20 protein-coding genes are annotated in these 14,061 nt (G+C 35.3%); 3 read left to right on the top strand and 17 right to left on the bottom strand.

Features of this window, described 5'->3' with window-relative positions; translation table 11 throughout:
• Positions 1 to 63: 63 nt before the first annotated feature.
• Entirely contained in the window at positions 64 to 1,017 is a 954-nt protein-coding gene (uvsE, locus tag IEV35_RS07545; protein WP_188384047.1) for a UV DNA damage repair endonuclease UvsE, read from the top strand.
• A 497-nt stretch (positions 1,018 to 1,514) separates the two neighbouring features.
• A complete protein-coding gene (gene uvsE / locus IEV35_RS07540; protein ID WP_188384046.1) occupies positions 1,515 to 2,480 on the top strand; it encodes a UV DNA damage repair endonuclease UvsE in 966 nt (321 codons plus the stop codon).
• Positions 2,481 to 2,646: 166 nt separating this feature from the next.
• Here uvsE (IEV35_RS07540) and IEV35_RS07535 read toward each other — a convergent pair whose 3' ends face one another.
• On the bottom strand, positions 2,647 to 2,946 hold the full coding sequence (locus IEV35_RS07535; protein ID WP_188384045.1) for a transposase: 300 nt from the start codon (positions 2,944 to 2,946) through the stop codon (positions 2,647 to 2,649).
• A 146-nt stretch (positions 2,947 to 3,092) separates the two neighbouring features.
• On the opposite strand from IEV35_RS07535, the gene IEV35_RS07530 reads away from it, so the two are divergent.
• Positions 3,093 to 3,533: a cell wall hydrolase gene (locus tag IEV35_RS07530; RefSeq protein ID WP_188384044.1), complete on the top strand. Its 441-nt coding sequence runs from the start codon at positions 3,093 to 3,095 to the stop codon at positions 3,531 to 3,533.
• An 88-nt stretch (positions 3,534 to 3,621) separates the two neighbouring features.
• Here the strand turns inward: IEV35_RS07530 and IEV35_RS07525 are convergent, their stop codons facing one another.
• From IEV35_RS07525 to IEV35_RS07450, 16 genes are all read right to left on the bottom strand, one after another.
• On the bottom strand, positions 3,622 to 3,861 hold the full coding sequence (locus tag IEV35_RS07525) for a glutaredoxin family protein (protein WP_188384043.1): 240 nt from the start codon (positions 3,859 to 3,861) through the stop codon (positions 3,622 to 3,624).
• A gap of 53 nt (positions 3,862 to 3,914) precedes the next feature.
• A complete protein-coding gene (locus IEV35_RS07520; RefSeq protein ID WP_188384042.1) occupies positions 3,915 to 4,214 on the bottom strand; it encodes a rhodanese-like domain-containing protein in 300 nt (99 codons plus the stop codon).
• A gap of 15 nt (positions 4,215 to 4,229) precedes the next feature.
• Positions 4,230 to 4,589, bottom strand: coding sequence for a rhodanese-like domain-containing protein (locus IEV35_RS07515; RefSeq protein WP_188384041.1), 360 nt, complete (start codon positions 4,587 to 4,589; stop codon positions 4,230 to 4,232).
• Positions 4,590 to 4,636: 47 nt separating this feature from the next.
• A complete protein-coding gene (locus tag IEV35_RS07510) occupies positions 4,637 to 4,933 on the bottom strand; it encodes a rhodanese-like domain-containing protein (RefSeq protein WP_188384040.1) in 297 nt (98 codons plus the stop codon).
• Positions 4,934 to 5,032: 99 nt separating this feature from the next.
• Entirely contained in the window at positions 5,033 to 5,293 is a 261-nt protein-coding gene (locus IEV35_RS07505) for a metal-sensitive transcriptional regulator (RefSeq protein ID WP_188384039.1), read from the bottom strand.
• A gap of 6 nt (positions 5,294 to 5,299) precedes the next feature.
• Positions 5,300 to 5,659 carry a sulfurtransferase gene (locus IEV35_RS07500; RefSeq protein WP_229740686.1) on the bottom strand — a complete coding sequence of 120 codons (360 nt, stop codon included), beginning with the start codon at positions 5,657 to 5,659 and terminating at the stop codon, positions 5,300 to 5,302.
• 113 nt (positions 5,660 to 5,772) lie between these two features.
• Positions 5,773 to 7,470 (bottom strand): FAD-dependent oxidoreductase, encoded by a 1,698-nt coding sequence (locus IEV35_RS07495; protein WP_188384037.1) that lies wholly within the window; start codon positions 7,468 to 7,470, stop codon positions 5,773 to 5,775.
• A gap of 37 nt (positions 7,471 to 7,507) precedes the next feature.
• Complete coding sequence (locus tag IEV35_RS07490) at positions 7,508 to 8,287, bottom strand: sulfite exporter TauE/SafE family protein (protein ID WP_188384036.1); 780 nt, start codon at positions 8,285 to 8,287, stop codon at positions 7,508 to 7,510.
• Positions 8,288 to 8,350: 63 nt separating this feature from the next.
• Positions 8,351 to 8,578 (bottom strand): sulfurtransferase TusA family protein, encoded by a 228-nt coding sequence (locus IEV35_RS07485; protein ID WP_188384035.1) that lies wholly within the window; start codon positions 8,576 to 8,578, stop codon positions 8,351 to 8,353.
• A gap of 228 nt (positions 8,579 to 8,806) precedes the next feature.
• Entirely contained in the window at positions 8,807 to 9,934 is a 1,128-nt protein-coding gene (locus IEV35_RS07480) for an MBL fold metallo-hydrolase (RefSeq protein WP_188384034.1), read from the bottom strand.
• Positions 9,935 to 10,016: 82 nt separating this feature from the next.
• Positions 10,017 to 10,412 carry a DsrE/DsrF/DrsH-like family protein gene (locus tag IEV35_RS07475; RefSeq protein ID WP_188384033.1) on the bottom strand — a complete coding sequence of 132 codons (396 nt, stop codon included), beginning with the start codon at positions 10,410 to 10,412 and terminating at the stop codon, positions 10,017 to 10,019.
• A gap of 12 nt (positions 10,413 to 10,424) precedes the next feature.
• Positions 10,425 to 10,976, bottom strand: coding sequence for a sulfurtransferase TusA family protein (locus IEV35_RS07470; protein ID WP_188384032.1), 552 nt, complete (start codon positions 10,974 to 10,976; stop codon positions 10,425 to 10,427).
• 221 nt (positions 10,977 to 11,197) lie between these two features.
• Entirely contained in the window at positions 11,198 to 12,292 is a 1,095-nt protein-coding gene (locus tag IEV35_RS07465; protein WP_188384031.1) for a sensor histidine kinase, read from the bottom strand.
• Positions 12,279 to 12,962: a response regulator transcription factor gene (locus tag IEV35_RS07460; protein WP_188384030.1), complete on the bottom strand. Its 684-nt coding sequence runs from the start codon at positions 12,960 to 12,962 to the stop codon at positions 12,279 to 12,281. Before IEV35_RS07460 ends, IEV35_RS07465 begins: the two co-directional genes overlap by 14 nt.
• Before the next feature lie 71 nt (positions 12,963 to 13,033).
• Positions 13,034 to 13,423, bottom strand: a complete 390-nt coding sequence (locus tag IEV35_RS07455) for an OsmC family protein (protein ID WP_188384029.1) — start codon at positions 13,421 to 13,423, stop codon at positions 13,034 to 13,036.
• Between the two features lie 40 nt (positions 13,424 to 13,463).
• Positions 13,464 to 14,057, bottom strand: coding sequence for a peroxiredoxin family protein (locus IEV35_RS07450; protein WP_188384028.1), 594 nt, complete (start codon positions 14,055 to 14,057; stop codon positions 13,464 to 13,466).
• Positions 14,058 to 14,061: the final 4 nt, after the last annotated feature.

Below are 14,061 nucleotides of genomic sequence, written 5' to 3'. Positions count from 1 at the left end.
ATAATCCCAAGCAAGTAAACTCATGATAATAAAGTAACAATAGCATTGTTTAGGAGATACAACATGAAAATTCGCTTTGGCTATGTAGCAACCGCATTAGATTTATGGGATGCAAGTCCTTCCAAAACAGTCACATTTAAAAGTTACTCTACCCTCCCTAAAGAAGAGCGCCTTGATAAATTGAAGTTTATTACAGCGCAAAATATTCATCATACGAAAAGAATCCTTTGTTACAATATCGCTCATGAAATTGAACTATATCGATTTTCTAGTGCATTAGTTCCATTAGCAACACACCCCGAAGTAAATTGGGATTATATTACACCATTTAAGGATGATTGGAAGGAATTAGGTCGCCTACTTAAAAAATATGAGATCCGGCCAAGCTTCCATCCTGGGCAGTTCACACTTTTTACTAGTCCAAGAGAAGAAGTTGCTATTAATGCCGTTAAAGATATGGAGTATCACTATGCTTTGTTAGAAGCAATGGGAGTTCATAAAGAAGGAGTAATTAACATTCATATTGGCGGTGCTTATGGGGATAAAGAAAGTGCTTTAAAACGATTTTCTTATCATCTTCAGAAATTACCCACTCATATCAAAGAACAAATGACACTTGAAAATGATGACAAAACATACACTTCAGAAGAGACATTATTAACATGTGAAAAAGAAAAAGTTGCGATGGTATTTGATTACCACCATCATATGGCCAATCATTTGGAGGATGACCTAGCTTCCTATTTACCGCGGATTTTTAATACGTGGGAAAACTCTACTAACCCACCAAAAGTACATATTTCATCTCCCAAATCTGAAAAAGCCTTTCGTTCACATGCTGATTTTGTTTCGCTTGATTTTATACTCCCCTTTTTAAAGATTGCAAAAGAATTTAATCAAGATTTTGATATTATGGTGGAAGCAAAACAAAAAAATCTTGCTATGATGAAGCTCGTTGAAGATATTGCAAAAATACGTGGGGTGAAGAGAATATCAGGTGCAGCTGTTGAGTGGTAGTGACTTATCAAGGCTATGTTACCTTTAGTGACCCACGATCAGGATTAAGGTAACATAGAACATCCCTATGTGACCTTATTCATAAAAACACAGGTTTGCGGGCACATTGAGACGTTATATAAGCCTTAAAAATTGAAAAATCATAATAGAGGTAACATAGAACAACTCTATGTGACTTTATTCGTAAAAACACAGGTGTACGGGCACATTGAGACGTTATATAAGCCCTAAAAATTGAAAAATCATAATAGAGGTAACATAGAACAACTCTATGTGACTTTATTCGTAAAAACACAGGTGTACGGGCACATTGAGACGTTATATAAGCCCTAAAAATTGAAAAATCATTATATAAGTAACATAGAACAACTCTATGTTACCTTAATCGTAAAAACACAGGTGTACGGGCACATTGAGAAGTTCTATAGGCCCTAAAAAAAACAAAATTCATAAACAAGGTAACATTGCCTCATTATATATTGAAGTAGGTGAAGAAAATGACAGTAGTGCGATTAGGTTATGTAGCGATGAGTATGGAGTTGAAAAATGCCTCCCCATCGAAAACAATGACTTTTGCTCAATTTCAAAAGATTAGTGATCGGGATGCAGCCATTCGGAAGTTAGAACGAATTTCTCAAGAAAACTTATCGAATACACTTCGTATTCTAAAACATAATCTAGCTTCAGGTGTTCACTTTTATCGCCTCACTTCCCGTCTTATCCCGTTAGCAAATCATGAAGAACTTATTGATTGGAATTATTTACATCCATTAAAAGGTGCACTTCGTGAAATTGGCGATTTTGTGCAAGAACATAAAATGAGAGTTGATTTCCATCCTGACCATTTTGTTCTTATCAATTCAGCTAAAAAGGAAATCTTGAAAAATTCTATAACTACGCTGAAGATGCATTACTTACTTCTAAAAGCAATGGGAATAGCCCCAGCACATCGTTGTGTGATGCATGTAGGTGGAAATTATAATGATACGGAAATGGCATTGGAGCGTTTTATCGATAATTGGATGCTCGTTCCTCCAGCGATTCAGAATATGATTATGCTAGAAAATGACGATACTTCATTTACATTAGAAGATACATTATACTTATGCGAAAAATTAGCGATACCTTTAGTATTTGATTATCATCACCATCTCGCCCATCATGAAAATCCGGATTGGCGAGAACATTGGGAACGAATTGCACAAACGTGGCAGCATTCTAGTCTTCCCATAAAAATGCATATTTCTATCCCAAAGGATGACAAATCATTTCGCCACCATGCTGATTTTATCGATATTGAGATGTTCTTTCGATTCTTGAAAGAGGTAAAGGGGTCTGTCCCCCAAATAGACTGTATGATCGAAGCAAAAATGAAAGACCAAGCACTTTTTCAGTTAATGGAAGAAATTAAAGTAAGAGATGACATTGAGATAGTAGATCAATCGACTTTTATTTTAAAATAGTGGATAGGAAGGTATATGGAGGTATTAACTCATATACTTTTTATCCAATTTTCATCCCATAATGTTAATGAGAACCTGGCTCATATACTTTTTATCCAATTTTCATCCCATAATGTTAATGAGAAACTCACTCATATACTTTTTATCCAGTTTTATTCTCATAATGTTAGCGAGATCCTCCCTCTTTCTCAAATAAAAGATTCAGCAACAGATACATGACATATACTCCAAGATATGCACCTGATAATAAGAAAAATGGATTGAGAAATATGGCATGAATATTTGTCATTAACACCGTATTATCCTTGATGACCTGATAAATAGACAAGGAAGCAATATTACCAAAAACTAAAGCTGCAATTACAGCTATACTGTGATATAGCAACGCTAGCTTTGGAGAATTTCTCTGAATGTAGAACATTAATATCGGAATGAGAATACTACCAATTACTAAAAAAACTTTCATTAAATCACCCTCTTATCATGTCTCCGTAAAATTAGTATGTACATTCAAGGTAGAAGAATCATGAAATTTTATAAAGGGAATAACTTCAAATTAGATACACTCTGCACTCTATTTACATACACTCTTATTAGAAGAGGTGATAAATAATGGCTAGAGTGAAATATACTGATAAAGATGTTGATTTAGTTGCAAGGATGATACGTGCCGAGGCTGAAGGGGAAGGTAAATTAGGGATGCTTATGGTTGGGAATGTTATTGTCAACCGTTTAAAGGCGGATTGTTTAGACTTCAAAGACTTAAGAAGTATTTCCGATGTTATTTATCAAGTTCAAGGTGGAAACTATTCCTTTGAAGCTGTACAAAAAGGAAATGTGTTTTATAACCGTGCTAGAGAATCAGAACGGAGATTAGCGAAACAAGTGTTAGACTATTGGCGAGAACATCCTTCTAAGTATTCTCTTTGGTACTTTAATCCTTATGCTCCTTGTCCTCCAACTTGGTATAATCAACCGCACTCCGGACAATACAAGCAACATTGTTACTATGAGCCACAAGCAAATACATGTGATAGTGTATATATTGGATAATAATAAAACGAAGGACAACATTTAATGTCCTTCGTTTTATACGAATATACTAGTATGGGTATTTACAAGTGCGTAAAAATACCAGGTACTAATTTGCATTCACTATTTTTAAAATACGAACAGGGTCAAATCCAAAAACCCATTGTCCGTTAATATTTGTCTGTGGCACAGAAAATCTTTTAGTTTTTCCTATTAATTTAATCATAGCAATGGGATTCAAATCCACATTAACCTCTTTATATTCTATATTCATATCATTTAGAAATTGCTTTACCATCCCACACACTGGGCACATTGTAGTTGTGTAAAGTGTAATATTTCGGTCCATTCTTACCAACCTCAAAATTCTTATACTTAACGTGATTATTTGTGTTTAGAACCTTATACTGTTTCCCTGCTCCAGTTATTCATTCCGCCAATCATATCTACTACTTTATATCCTAATGCTTCTAGAATACCACAAGCAGCTTTACTTCGGTTTCCAGATTGACAAGTAATGATATAGGTTTTATTTTTATCTAATTCACCTTTACGTAAAGCTAACTGACCAAGTGGAATATGTTTCGCGCCCGGTATTTTACCAGTTGCCACTTCACTACTTTCACGTACATCAATTACAGTCATTTCTTCACTATTTTGTATACGTTTAGCTACTTCTTCCGGTGTTATTTGTTTAGCCATTATTGTCTTCCTTTCTTAGAACCAAGCATTCATACCGCCTTTTACATTGTATATCTTTTGGAAGCCTTGTTTTTTAAGGATTTTAGCTGCTTGAGCACTTCTCATTCCACTTTGACAAATGACAACAATCTCTTTTTCTTTATCTAACTTATTAGTTTTGCTTGCTAAGTTATTCAGTGGAATGTTTTTAAAAGGTTTACGGTGATTTCCTTTATATTCACCTGGTGTACGGACATCAATAAATTGTATGGTTGTATCCTTAAATTTATCCTTCGCCTCTTGTACACTTATATTCGTAATACCTTTCACTGGCATAAAGCGATTAACTAAAAATAAAATAATGATTACTAATAAGATCCACTCAAATATCCCCATTTGATTACCTCAGTTTCTTTAGATTTTTAAAAAGAGAAAAGGAGAAATTACTCCATTTCTCCTTCCCAATCAAGCATTCCACCAATCATATTTGTTACATTGTAACCATTTTGAATTAAGAATTGACAAGCGTTTCCACTTCTACCACCTGAACGACATACCATATAATAATGTTCATTTTTATCTAATTCAGCTAAACGGTCTGGAATTTGACCTAAAGAAATATGTTTTGCTCCTGGAATTATACCAGTAGCAACTTCCACATCTTCGCGAACATCAATAATATTAAGTTTCTCACCTGCAGTTAACTTTTGCTCTAATTCTTTTGCTGTAATTTCTTTCATCACAAATACCTCCAAAGTTTTTATTATACCCGTATAGGTATGATTTGATTTAAAAGAAAAGTTCATCAACTCTTCTAATGAATACATGAATTGCTGAACTTATCTACTCTTCACTAACAAATCTACTGCCTCTTTTACTAATTGTTTCGTGTCTTCGCCATTCTCTATATTATCTCGTACACATTGCTCCAAATTCATACTAACTATCAAGCCAATCGTACGATCAATAGCACTACGAGATGCAGATAATTGAGTAATGACATCTTTACAGTCTTCGTTTTTCTCAACCATACTTAAAACGCCTTTAATTTGACCTTCAATTCGTTTTAACCGATTGACAACTGCTTTATCATATTCCATGGATTATCACTCCTTTTCTCTGCACGGACAGTTACTTAACTGATAACTAGCGACTTGATATCCCTTGCTCCTTAAATATCTTAAACCTAAGTTTAGTTCAAGTCGATCATTTGCAATCACATGAATTTTTTGATGAGGGATTTCTTGAATAAATCGTTTCAAATACGCATACGGTATACGCATATCACTTCGATTTTGGCTTTGATTCACATCTATATTATAGTCTCTAATATCTAATACAACTGTGCTTGTCTTATCATGACCTGACTTTTTGCAAGGAATACCTAGTACAGGAAAATATCTTTTATATAACATTATACATAAAAGTGAGCTTACAATTAAAATAATATAGGTATTCATGTTCATCACCTACTAAAAAGGATATCTTTATAATATACCCCATTAGGTATTTAAGTCAAGATGTTTTTAGAAGGAAATTCCTATATTCTAGACTGCCATCGTAGTGACAGTCTAGTCCATTATTTGAAATTGTATTCTGTAACAATTTTGTCTCTACCAGTTACTAGGTCATTAAAGTATTCGTATAAGTTAATACCTAAATAAGAGCCTGATATATTAGAAACATTGTTATAGCCTAAGTTTTTTAGAGCCATTACCATATTATAGCTTCGTTGGCCAGAGCGACAGTGTATATAAACTGGTTTATCTTTTGGTATTTCATCTAGTCTATCTCTAAATTCACTTAAAGGAATGTTCATTGCATTTTTTAAATATCCTGTTTGGAATTCACTTTCTTCCCGAGCATCAATAATAAAGGCATTGTTTTCAACTAGTTCTCGAACCTCAGAGACTTTCACCTCATTATATCTTCCAGTTAGTTGATTTAGGGCTACAAGAGCTGCGTGATTCACTACATCTTTAGCTGTTCCTAACAACGGAGAATACGATAATTCCAAGTCTTTAAGATCTTCTAATGTGCCATTCATCGTAATCATTGTGGCGATAACATCGATACGTTTATCGACATTACCTTTACCAATTGCTTGAGCACCGAGGATTCTTCCGGTTGGAACTTCGTAAATTAATTTAAAATGCATCACATTGCTATTTGGCATTAGTCCAACTTTATCACTAGGCATCACATAAACAGAATCATAGCCAAATCCTGCCGCTTCAGCAGTTCTCGCGTTTAATCCAGTTGATGCAGCATTTAAGTCAAAAAGATGAATAGAAGATGATCCGATTACACCTAAATTACGCGTTGGTATACCGTAAATATGATCGGCAACAGCTCTCGCTTGTTTTTGAGCTGGTCCAGCTAAAGCAAGTCTTGTCGGCTTGTGTAGCAAACGGTGGTATACTTCAATTGCATCCCCCACTGCATAAATATCCGGGTCACTCGTTAAATAATTGGCATTTACTTTTATTGCACCAGTCTTACCAATCTCTAAACCAGCCTCTTCCGCTAGCTTTGTTTCTGGTCTTACTCCAATTGCTAATACTACTGCTTGTGCATCAATCTTCTTACCAGATCCTGTTTCAATAAAACCTTCGCCTACTTTAGCTAACCCATCGTTCACAATCAGATTGATACCGTGGTCGACCATTTCCTTATGAAGAATTTGTGCCATATCATAGTCAAATGGAGTCATGATTTGATTTGCAAATTCAACTAAAGATACATTGAAGCCCGCTAAACGGAGATTTTCGGCTACTTCAACACCGATAAACCCACCGCCAATTACTGCAATATCTTTCATATCCTTCGTCTTTACGTACGCATTTAATTGTTCAATGTCGATAACATTACGAACCGTAAACACATTTGGATGATGAATACCTTCAATTTTATTCGGACGGATCGGTGATGCTCCTGGTGAAAGAATTAGCTTATCATATGCTTCCTCATACGTACCACCAGTTGCCAGGTCTTTAACTGTGATAGTCTTTTCCTTACGATTAACCTTGATCACTTCACTATTCACTCTAGCCTCGATATTATAACGTTTTTTAAATGTATCTGGGTTCATTAATACTAACGAATCACTATTTTCTACAATACCGCTTAGGTGATAAGGTAAGGAACAATTTGAAAAAGATACATGTGGTCCTTTTTCAAACATAACAATTTCAGCATTCTCATCTAATCTTCTAACTCTAGCTGCAGCAGATGCTCCACCTGCTACACCACCAACAACTAAAATTCGCTTTGTCATGATTTTTTTCTCCTTTTATATCTTTATAATTTTATAACTACATTAAAATATCAAACCATATTTTCACAGCTGTACCTGCTATCATAAGTGCTAATATTATTTGTAAAACTCGAGTATTCATTTTCTTACCAGCTTTTGCTCCAAGTGGGGCAGCTAGTAGACTTGCTATAATCATGATAAATGCTGGCCAATAATCCACTTGTCCTGTAACAAGTTTTCCAAAACTACTACCGATAGAAGAAATGAAAGTAACTGCTAAACTAGTTGCAATAGTCATTCGAGTAGGAATGTGTAAGACTGTTAACATGATTGGTACAAGTAAGAAACCACCAGCCGCTCCAACTATTCCAGATGCTACACCAACAATTAAAGCTAATATAGTTGCTAGTGGCTTATTAAATGTCACTTCATTTAATGGCATATCATCTACCTGTTTTTTTGGTACAAACATCATTACTGCAGCAATTGCAGCAAGAATACCATATACGACATTAACAGCTTGTTCGGATAAGAAACTGGATCCATAACTACCAACTAAGCTACCAATAAGAATGGCTGCCCCCATATAGATGATAAGTTGTTTGTTTAAGTAACCACCTTTTCGATAAGCCCATACTCCAGCAATCGATGCAAAAAGTACTTGTACAGCACTTATTCCAGAAACTTCATGGGCGGTAAATGCAACTAGACCAAACAAAGGGGGAATATATAATAGCATTGGATATTTAATAATCGAACCGCCAACACCTAGCATACCAGATAAAAATGAACCAATAAATCCAATTGCAAATACGACGATAATAAAAGTTAAATCCATAAGCAATCCTTCTTTCTAATTGAGAAAAGCGAGTAGGGAATGCTACTCGCTATTTGGTTGTCATTATGCTTTTTGAATATAGAAGTATAAAAGATCATCTTCTGTTTTTTGTTCTAGTATGGTGTGGCCACCAGATTTTGCCCATGCAGGGATGTCACTTAGTGCACCTTTGTCTGTTGCAACTACTTCTAGCACTTCCCCAGAGTTAATTGTGTCCATTGCTTTCTTGGTTTTTACGATGGGCATTGGACATGCTAAGCCTTTTGCATCTAATGTTTTTGTAATCTTCATTTGAAACTCTCCTTTATAAATCTTTTAGTTAGAATATCAACCGATTTTATCGTTCTATCGACTGTTTTCACGGGACTATCAACTGATTTTACGGAGTATCAACTGATTTTACGGAGTATCAACTGTGATACGAATTTATTAACCGTTTTGGCTGTACTATCAACCGTATTACAGTACTATCGACTGTTTTTCAAAATCTATCAACCGTTTTAAAAGTTTTACCAAATCTTATCGAACTGCACAACGGTTTGGACCAATCTCCATTTCCGTTTGTTCGTCATTATCTGGAGTAATTTTACCCATATTTACTTGACGAATTTGCTCATATGCATTTGGTTGAGGTGGTAAATTATCTGTAACCGTGCTACGGAATTCATCCTCATCTTCAATGTTTAAACCATGATTTTCTTTAAATAAATCACCTAATCGTTTTGCTACCGTACCATCTTCATTTAATTCATCAATAATCATGAAGTGTGCAGGTAAAACCACTAGGTCTTCTGCAAGTTCACGATAACGTGTATATAATGTTTCACGTAGATCGCCTACCCAGTCTTCTGCAAGTCCTGCTAAATCTGGACGACCGATTGAGTCAATAAATAGAATATCACCTGTTAAAAGATACTGATTGTCAATAACAAATGAAGTTGAACCAATTGTATGCCCCGGTGAGTATAGTGCATTAACATCAATTTGAGATGAACCTATCTTCACGTTTAATCCGTCGTTTAAAGGTGTGTAATCAAACACAACTTCTGTTGCATCTTTTGGTGGAAGATAGTATGTTGCTCCAGTTTCAGCGGCAATATGACGTCCACCTGAAATATGGTCCGCGTGTAGGTGTGTATCAAATACGTGCTTGATTTCTACACCTTTATCTTTTGCGAAGTTCGTGAATATATCAGTGAAACGAACTGCGTCAATAATTGCTGCTTCTCCTTCAGAAATCACCATATATGATAAACAACCTTTACCAAGACGAACGAATTGGTATAGTTCACCACCATTTGGTAAGTCAGCTACTTTAATCGGTTCTAAATAGCTACTCCAAGACTTCATTCCACCTTCAAGGTATGCTACTTCACGACCAGCTTCTGATAGCATTTCTGCAACCATTACAGAAGACCCTTCTTTCGCACAAACAACTAATACTTCTTTATCTGTTGGAATCTTAGGTAGAATTTCTTCTACACCATCCAATAATTCAAAGTAAGGAATATTTAAATACTCAAACTTGTGTCCATCAATCTTCCAATCTTCAAATGCATCTGCATTACGTACATCTAAGATAAATAATTCTTCATTATCAATTACTTTTCTAGCAACAGTTGCTGCTGTCCATTTGTTTACTGTCATATCCAAATTACCCCCCTAGGTATATTTTAATTTATTTTTTTGCAGTGGAGATTTTCCCCACTGCATGAAGTTTTTAATCTAATTAGAAAGTTAATGTTGGTTGAGCATCTTTAGCGAATTCTAAGAATGTAACAGCTCCACCAACTTCGATTCCGTCAACAAAATCTTCTTTTGTAAGACCCATAACATCCATTGTCATTTGGCAAGCAATAAATTTAACACCTAGTTCGATAGCCATTTCCACTAGTTGTGGGATAGAAGGAATGTTAGCTTTCTCAAATCCTTCCGCAAAATGTTCTTTTCCAGCTGGCATTTCTAAATTATGCATCGCTTGCTTATGAATTAAGTTTAGTCCTTCAAACGTAAAGAAGATTTGCACCTCTTTTTCTGAAGCTGCTGCTGCTGTTGCGATATTAAATACTTTGTATGCATCAAACACTCCACCGTTTGCTGCGATAATTGCTACCTTATTTGACATAATAAATTCCTCCTATATATCCTTTTTTATATTACCGTTCCACTCATTCATACCTGGTAGAACGTTATAAACTTTTGTAAAACCATTTTTAGCTAATAGTTGTGCTGCTAAGTCTGATCTCTTTCCTGTACGACAAATCACATAAATTTCTTCTTCTTTATCCAACTCACCAAGACGAGATTCTAGCTCTCCCATTGGAATGGATTTCGCACCTTCAATATGACCAAATGCATATTCTGCTGCTTCACGTACATCTAGAACTAAGCCGTTACGTGATTCTATTTCTTCAAGTGAAACAGTTTGTTCAAATGTTTTTTCCACTTCTGGCTCATTAGAACCTTTGCGAATGTAGTGGTAAAGTACATCTCCTTCTTCTACTGTTCCTAAATATTGATGGCCTACAGTACTTGCCCAAGCAGCTAAATCTGCTTTTGATCCTTTGTCTGTTGCTTGAATTTCCAATACTTGACCTTCTTCAATATCGGTAATTGCTTTTTTCGTTTTCACGATTGGCATTGGACATGCTAAGCCTTTTGCATCTAACTGCATATTCGCTTGAATCATACCGTTACCTCCTTAAGTATTTTAATGGCATCTATACATATACCGGCATGGGTATAATTACAAGTGATAAAAAAGTCGTCTTCCATCCATACGACTTTTATCTGATGCTTTTTTTAAATTTCACCACTAATTTCGCTAGTGGTTATCTGTTACATGACCTATAATATACCCCTAGGGGTAAAATGTCAACCCTTTGAATTATATTTTTCTATAATGGAAGTTTAAAGAGTGTTCCCAATAGGTAACAGAAGCCAAAATGAATGGATATTACCTTCCGAAGTAACACTTAGTCTACCTTGATGACGTTCAATAATCTCTTTTGATATCGCAAGCCCCAATCCTGAGCCTCCAAACTCTCGTGACCTTGAATGATCAACACGATAAAAACGATCAAATATTTTTTTTCGTTCCTCCATAGATATTGGTTTTCCAGGTCCTGTTATTGACAGTTTATAAGTTGATTGGTCCACTATGCCCCTTATCTCAATTGGACTATTTCCTTCATAATAGCGAATAGCATTATCCAGTAAATTGCTAATGACCTGTGTAATTGCAGCACTGTTAACTATCAGCTGACAGGAAGCAACATCAACAACCATTTCAATATTCGCTTGTTTTAACTTCCGACGAAACATTTCTACCACTTGATACACTAACTTTTCAATATTACTCGGTGTTTTTTGAGTAAAGTTTTGATTGGAAACATAGTCCCATTCCTTTAACTGTTCCATCTGCTCTACCAAATGAATGAGCCTTCTCGATTCCTCATACAGTGATCGGTACAGTTTTTCATCTCCTTCAATCACCCCAGCTTTTAATGCTTTAAGATATCCATTTAAATTAGACAAAGGAGTTCGAAATTCATGGGATAAATCAGAGACTAGCTTTTCACGGTGTTGTTCATTCGCTTCTATTTGTTGCACTAAATCATTAAAATGACTAATTAACTCGCCAATCTCTCCATCGGGTTTCATTGTTATAGGCTGAGGATACTCACCGTGTTTCATCTTTTTCGTGGAGTCAATTAACTCTCTTAATGGACGGATAAGTTTTTTTGTTAAATAAAAATGGGTTAGACTACCAATGATAATGGTTGAAATGCTGAATATCCATAAGTATTGTAACAAGGTAGATTCAAAGCGAGCTTGTTTTTGGCTACTCATGGAGACTAAACCATCTGCAAGTACGCATGCGGTATTATAAATTGCCCAGCTACTAATCCCAACAAAGGCCGCAATAACTACGATATTGATAAACGTAAGTCGAAAAAGAAATTGTTTGGGAACAAGCACATTCCTCCATTTATTCCTTAACAAATTTATACCCCATTCCCCTAACTGTAATGATCCGTTTCGGATTAGCTGGATCTTCTTCTATTTTTTTTCGTAGTTTTTTAATATGGGCATCAATTGTTCGGTCAAGCACTAATTTATCTGCATATGGATATAACTGGTCGATAAGATTTTCTCTCGAGATAATAACATTAGGATTTTCCATAAAGTAATATAGTATATTGAATTCATGTTTTGTTAATTTAATTTCTTCATCAAAAAGTAATACTTCTCCCTTACGTGGTTTAATACAAAGACCATCATAGGCAATTTTTTGACAGAATTGGCCGGTACGACGTAGTACTGCTTCAATATGGGCTAGAAGCTCCTCTGGTTCAAATGGTTTAACTATGTAGTCATCTGCCCCCATTTTTAATCCTTTTATTTTATCTTCCGTACGGGATTTAGCAGATAGCATGATAATAGACACTTCATTTCGCTCCTGGGACCTAACCCATTGACAAAATTCTTCTCCACTAAGCTTCGGAAGCATTAAATCGAGTATAATTAGGCAAGGATGTTCCGTTAAGAAGACTTCTTTTGCTTCTTCTCCGTCCAGAGCTTCTACCACATCATAGCCAGCTTTCGTTAAATAAATTTTTATTAGTTCTCGAATCATCTTATCATCTTCAACAACTAATATCGTTTGCTTCATCCTATCACCCCTTGCCAACAATACTACACACCTTAAATTCACTTCTCAATCTTTGCCATCTACATAGTCCCTTATTTTTCTCTAATCTCAATAGTTTCCACTATTTCAATTGCATCTTTTACTGACTGTACCATTGCACAGTTTTTTACTGCTATATTTAGCGATTTTTGTACAGTTGTTATATTTAAATGATTACCATTCACAATAAAGTGGAGTGACAGTTTCGTAACTCTATTTGCTTCTGCTTCATTACGTTCAATGTCAACTTCAATATCAATAGAATCAAATTTAATTCGTTTCTTTTCTAATACTTTCTTTAGCACTCCACCACTACAGCCTGCTAGCGATGAAACAAGTAACTGTACAGGTCGGAAACCTATTTCAGAATTACTTGAAATAATTAATTCTCCATATTCAAACTCCCCTTGAATTACACCAGATTCTCCTACTTGGAATTTCATTTTCTTCTCCTCCAAAGCTCTTTCATTCTATTCGTGCAAATTAATCCATCTTCTCAAATTCTTGGACCATTAGATCATAATTCATTGCTCCAAATGCTTTATAACTAATTATCCCTTCAGAATCGACCATATAAGTAGTTGGGATCGGTTGTACCATATATAGTGTTGCTACATCTAAATTTTCATCTAACAAAACTGGGAATGTAAGCTTATATTCATCGGAAAATTTATCAACATCTTCTAAACTAGTTTCTGTGTCTGTTAAATTTACTGCTAAAATGACAACATCTTTATCTTGATGAAACTTTTCCATATCTGGCATTTCTGCTCGACAAGGTGGGCACCATGTAGCCCAAAAGTTGATCATCACACGATTTCCGCGAAAGTCAGAAAGTTTTACTGTGTCACCGGTTAATGTCTGCAACTGAAAGTCAGGTGCCTTATTCCCAACTTCCAACCCAATAACTGACTCATCCGCTTCTCTATTTTCGTTGCTTGTATCCATTTGTTCTCCGTTATCTTCTGCATCTACAATATTAAATTGATTAGCTGATTCTCTATTTGAATCAATAAAATCAACTATAGCCCAACCAAGCATACCAACTACAATGACCATTAGAATCCACTTTCTCATTGTC

The organism is Ornithinibacillus halotolerans (assembly GCF_014637405.1).
Taxonomy (GTDB): Bacteria; Bacillota; Bacilli; order Bacillales; family Amphibacillaceae; genus Ornithinibacillus; species Ornithinibacillus halotolerans.
This window is presented reverse-complemented; position numbering and strand designations above follow the sequence as displayed.

Bases quoted from the DNA above. Each gene is read 5' to 3' on its own strand.
- IEV35_RS07520 (WP_188384042.1), bottom strand. From the start codon at position 4,214: ATGGCTAAACAAATAACACCGGAAGAAGTAGCTAAACGTATACAAAAT.
- IEV35_RS07485 (WP_188384035.1), bottom strand. From the start codon at position 8,578: ATGAAGATTACAAAAACATTAGATGCAAAAGGCTTAGCATGTCCAATG.
- IEV35_RS07450 (WP_188384028.1), bottom strand. From the start codon at position 14,057: ATGAGAAAGTGGATTCTAATGGTCATTGTAGTTGGTATGCTTGGTTGG.
- IEV35_RS07505 (WP_188384039.1), bottom strand. From the start codon at position 5,293: ATGGAATATGATAAAGCAGTTGTCAATCGGTTAAAACGAATTGAAGGT.
- IEV35_RS07525 (WP_188384043.1), bottom strand. From the start codon at position 3,861: ATGGACCGAAATATTACACTTTACACAACTACAATGTGCCCAGTGTGT.
- IEV35_RS07500 (WP_229740686.1), bottom strand. From the start codon at position 5,659: ATGAACATGAATACCTATATTATTTTAATTGTAAGCTCACTTTTATGT.
- IEV35_RS07495 (WP_188384037.1), bottom strand. From the start codon at position 7,470: ATGACAAAGCGAATTTTAGTTGTTGGTGGTGTAGCAGGTGGAGCATCT.
- uvsE (WP_188384047.1), top strand. From the start codon at position 64: ATGAAAATTCGCTTTGGCTATGTAGCAACCGCATTAGATTTATGGGAT.
- IEV35_RS07490 (WP_188384036.1), bottom strand. From the start codon at position 8,287: ATGGATTTAACTTTTATTATCGTCGTATTTGCAATTGGATTTATTGGT.
- IEV35_RS07515 (WP_188384041.1), bottom strand. From the start codon at position 4,589: ATGGGGATATTTGAGTGGATCTTATTAGTAATCATTATTTTATTTTTA.
- IEV35_RS07535 (WP_188384045.1), bottom strand. From the start codon at position 2,946: ATGAAAGTTTTTTTAGTAATTGGTAGTATTCTCATTCCGATATTAATG.
- IEV35_RS07460 (WP_188384030.1), bottom strand. From the start codon at position 12,962: ATGAAGCAAACGATATTAGTTGTTGAAGATGATAAGATGATTCGAGAA.
- IEV35_RS07510 (WP_188384040.1), bottom strand. From the start codon at position 4,933: ATGAAAGAAATTACAGCAAAAGAATTAGAGCAAAAGTTAACTGCAGGT.
- IEV35_RS07475 (WP_188384033.1), bottom strand. From the start codon at position 10,412: ATGTCAAATAAGGTAGCAATTATCGCAGCAAACGGTGGAGTGTTTGAT.
- uvsE (WP_188384046.1), top strand. From the start codon at position 1,515: ATGACAGTAGTGCGATTAGGTTATGTAGCGATGAGTATGGAGTTGAAA.
- IEV35_RS07455 (WP_188384029.1), bottom strand. From the start codon at position 13,423: ATGAAATTCCAAGTAGGAGAATCTGGTGTAATTCAAGGGGAGTTTGAA.
- IEV35_RS07480 (WP_188384034.1), bottom strand. From the start codon at position 9,934: ATGACAGTAAACAAATGGACAGCAGCAACTGTTGCTAGAAAAGTAATT.
- IEV35_RS07530 (WP_188384044.1), top strand. From the start codon at position 3,093: ATGGCTAGAGTGAAATATACTGATAAAGATGTTGATTTAGTTGCAAGG.
- IEV35_RS07470 (WP_188384032.1), bottom strand. From the start codon at position 10,976: ATGATTCAAGCGAATATGCAGTTAGATGCAAAAGGCTTAGCATGTCCA.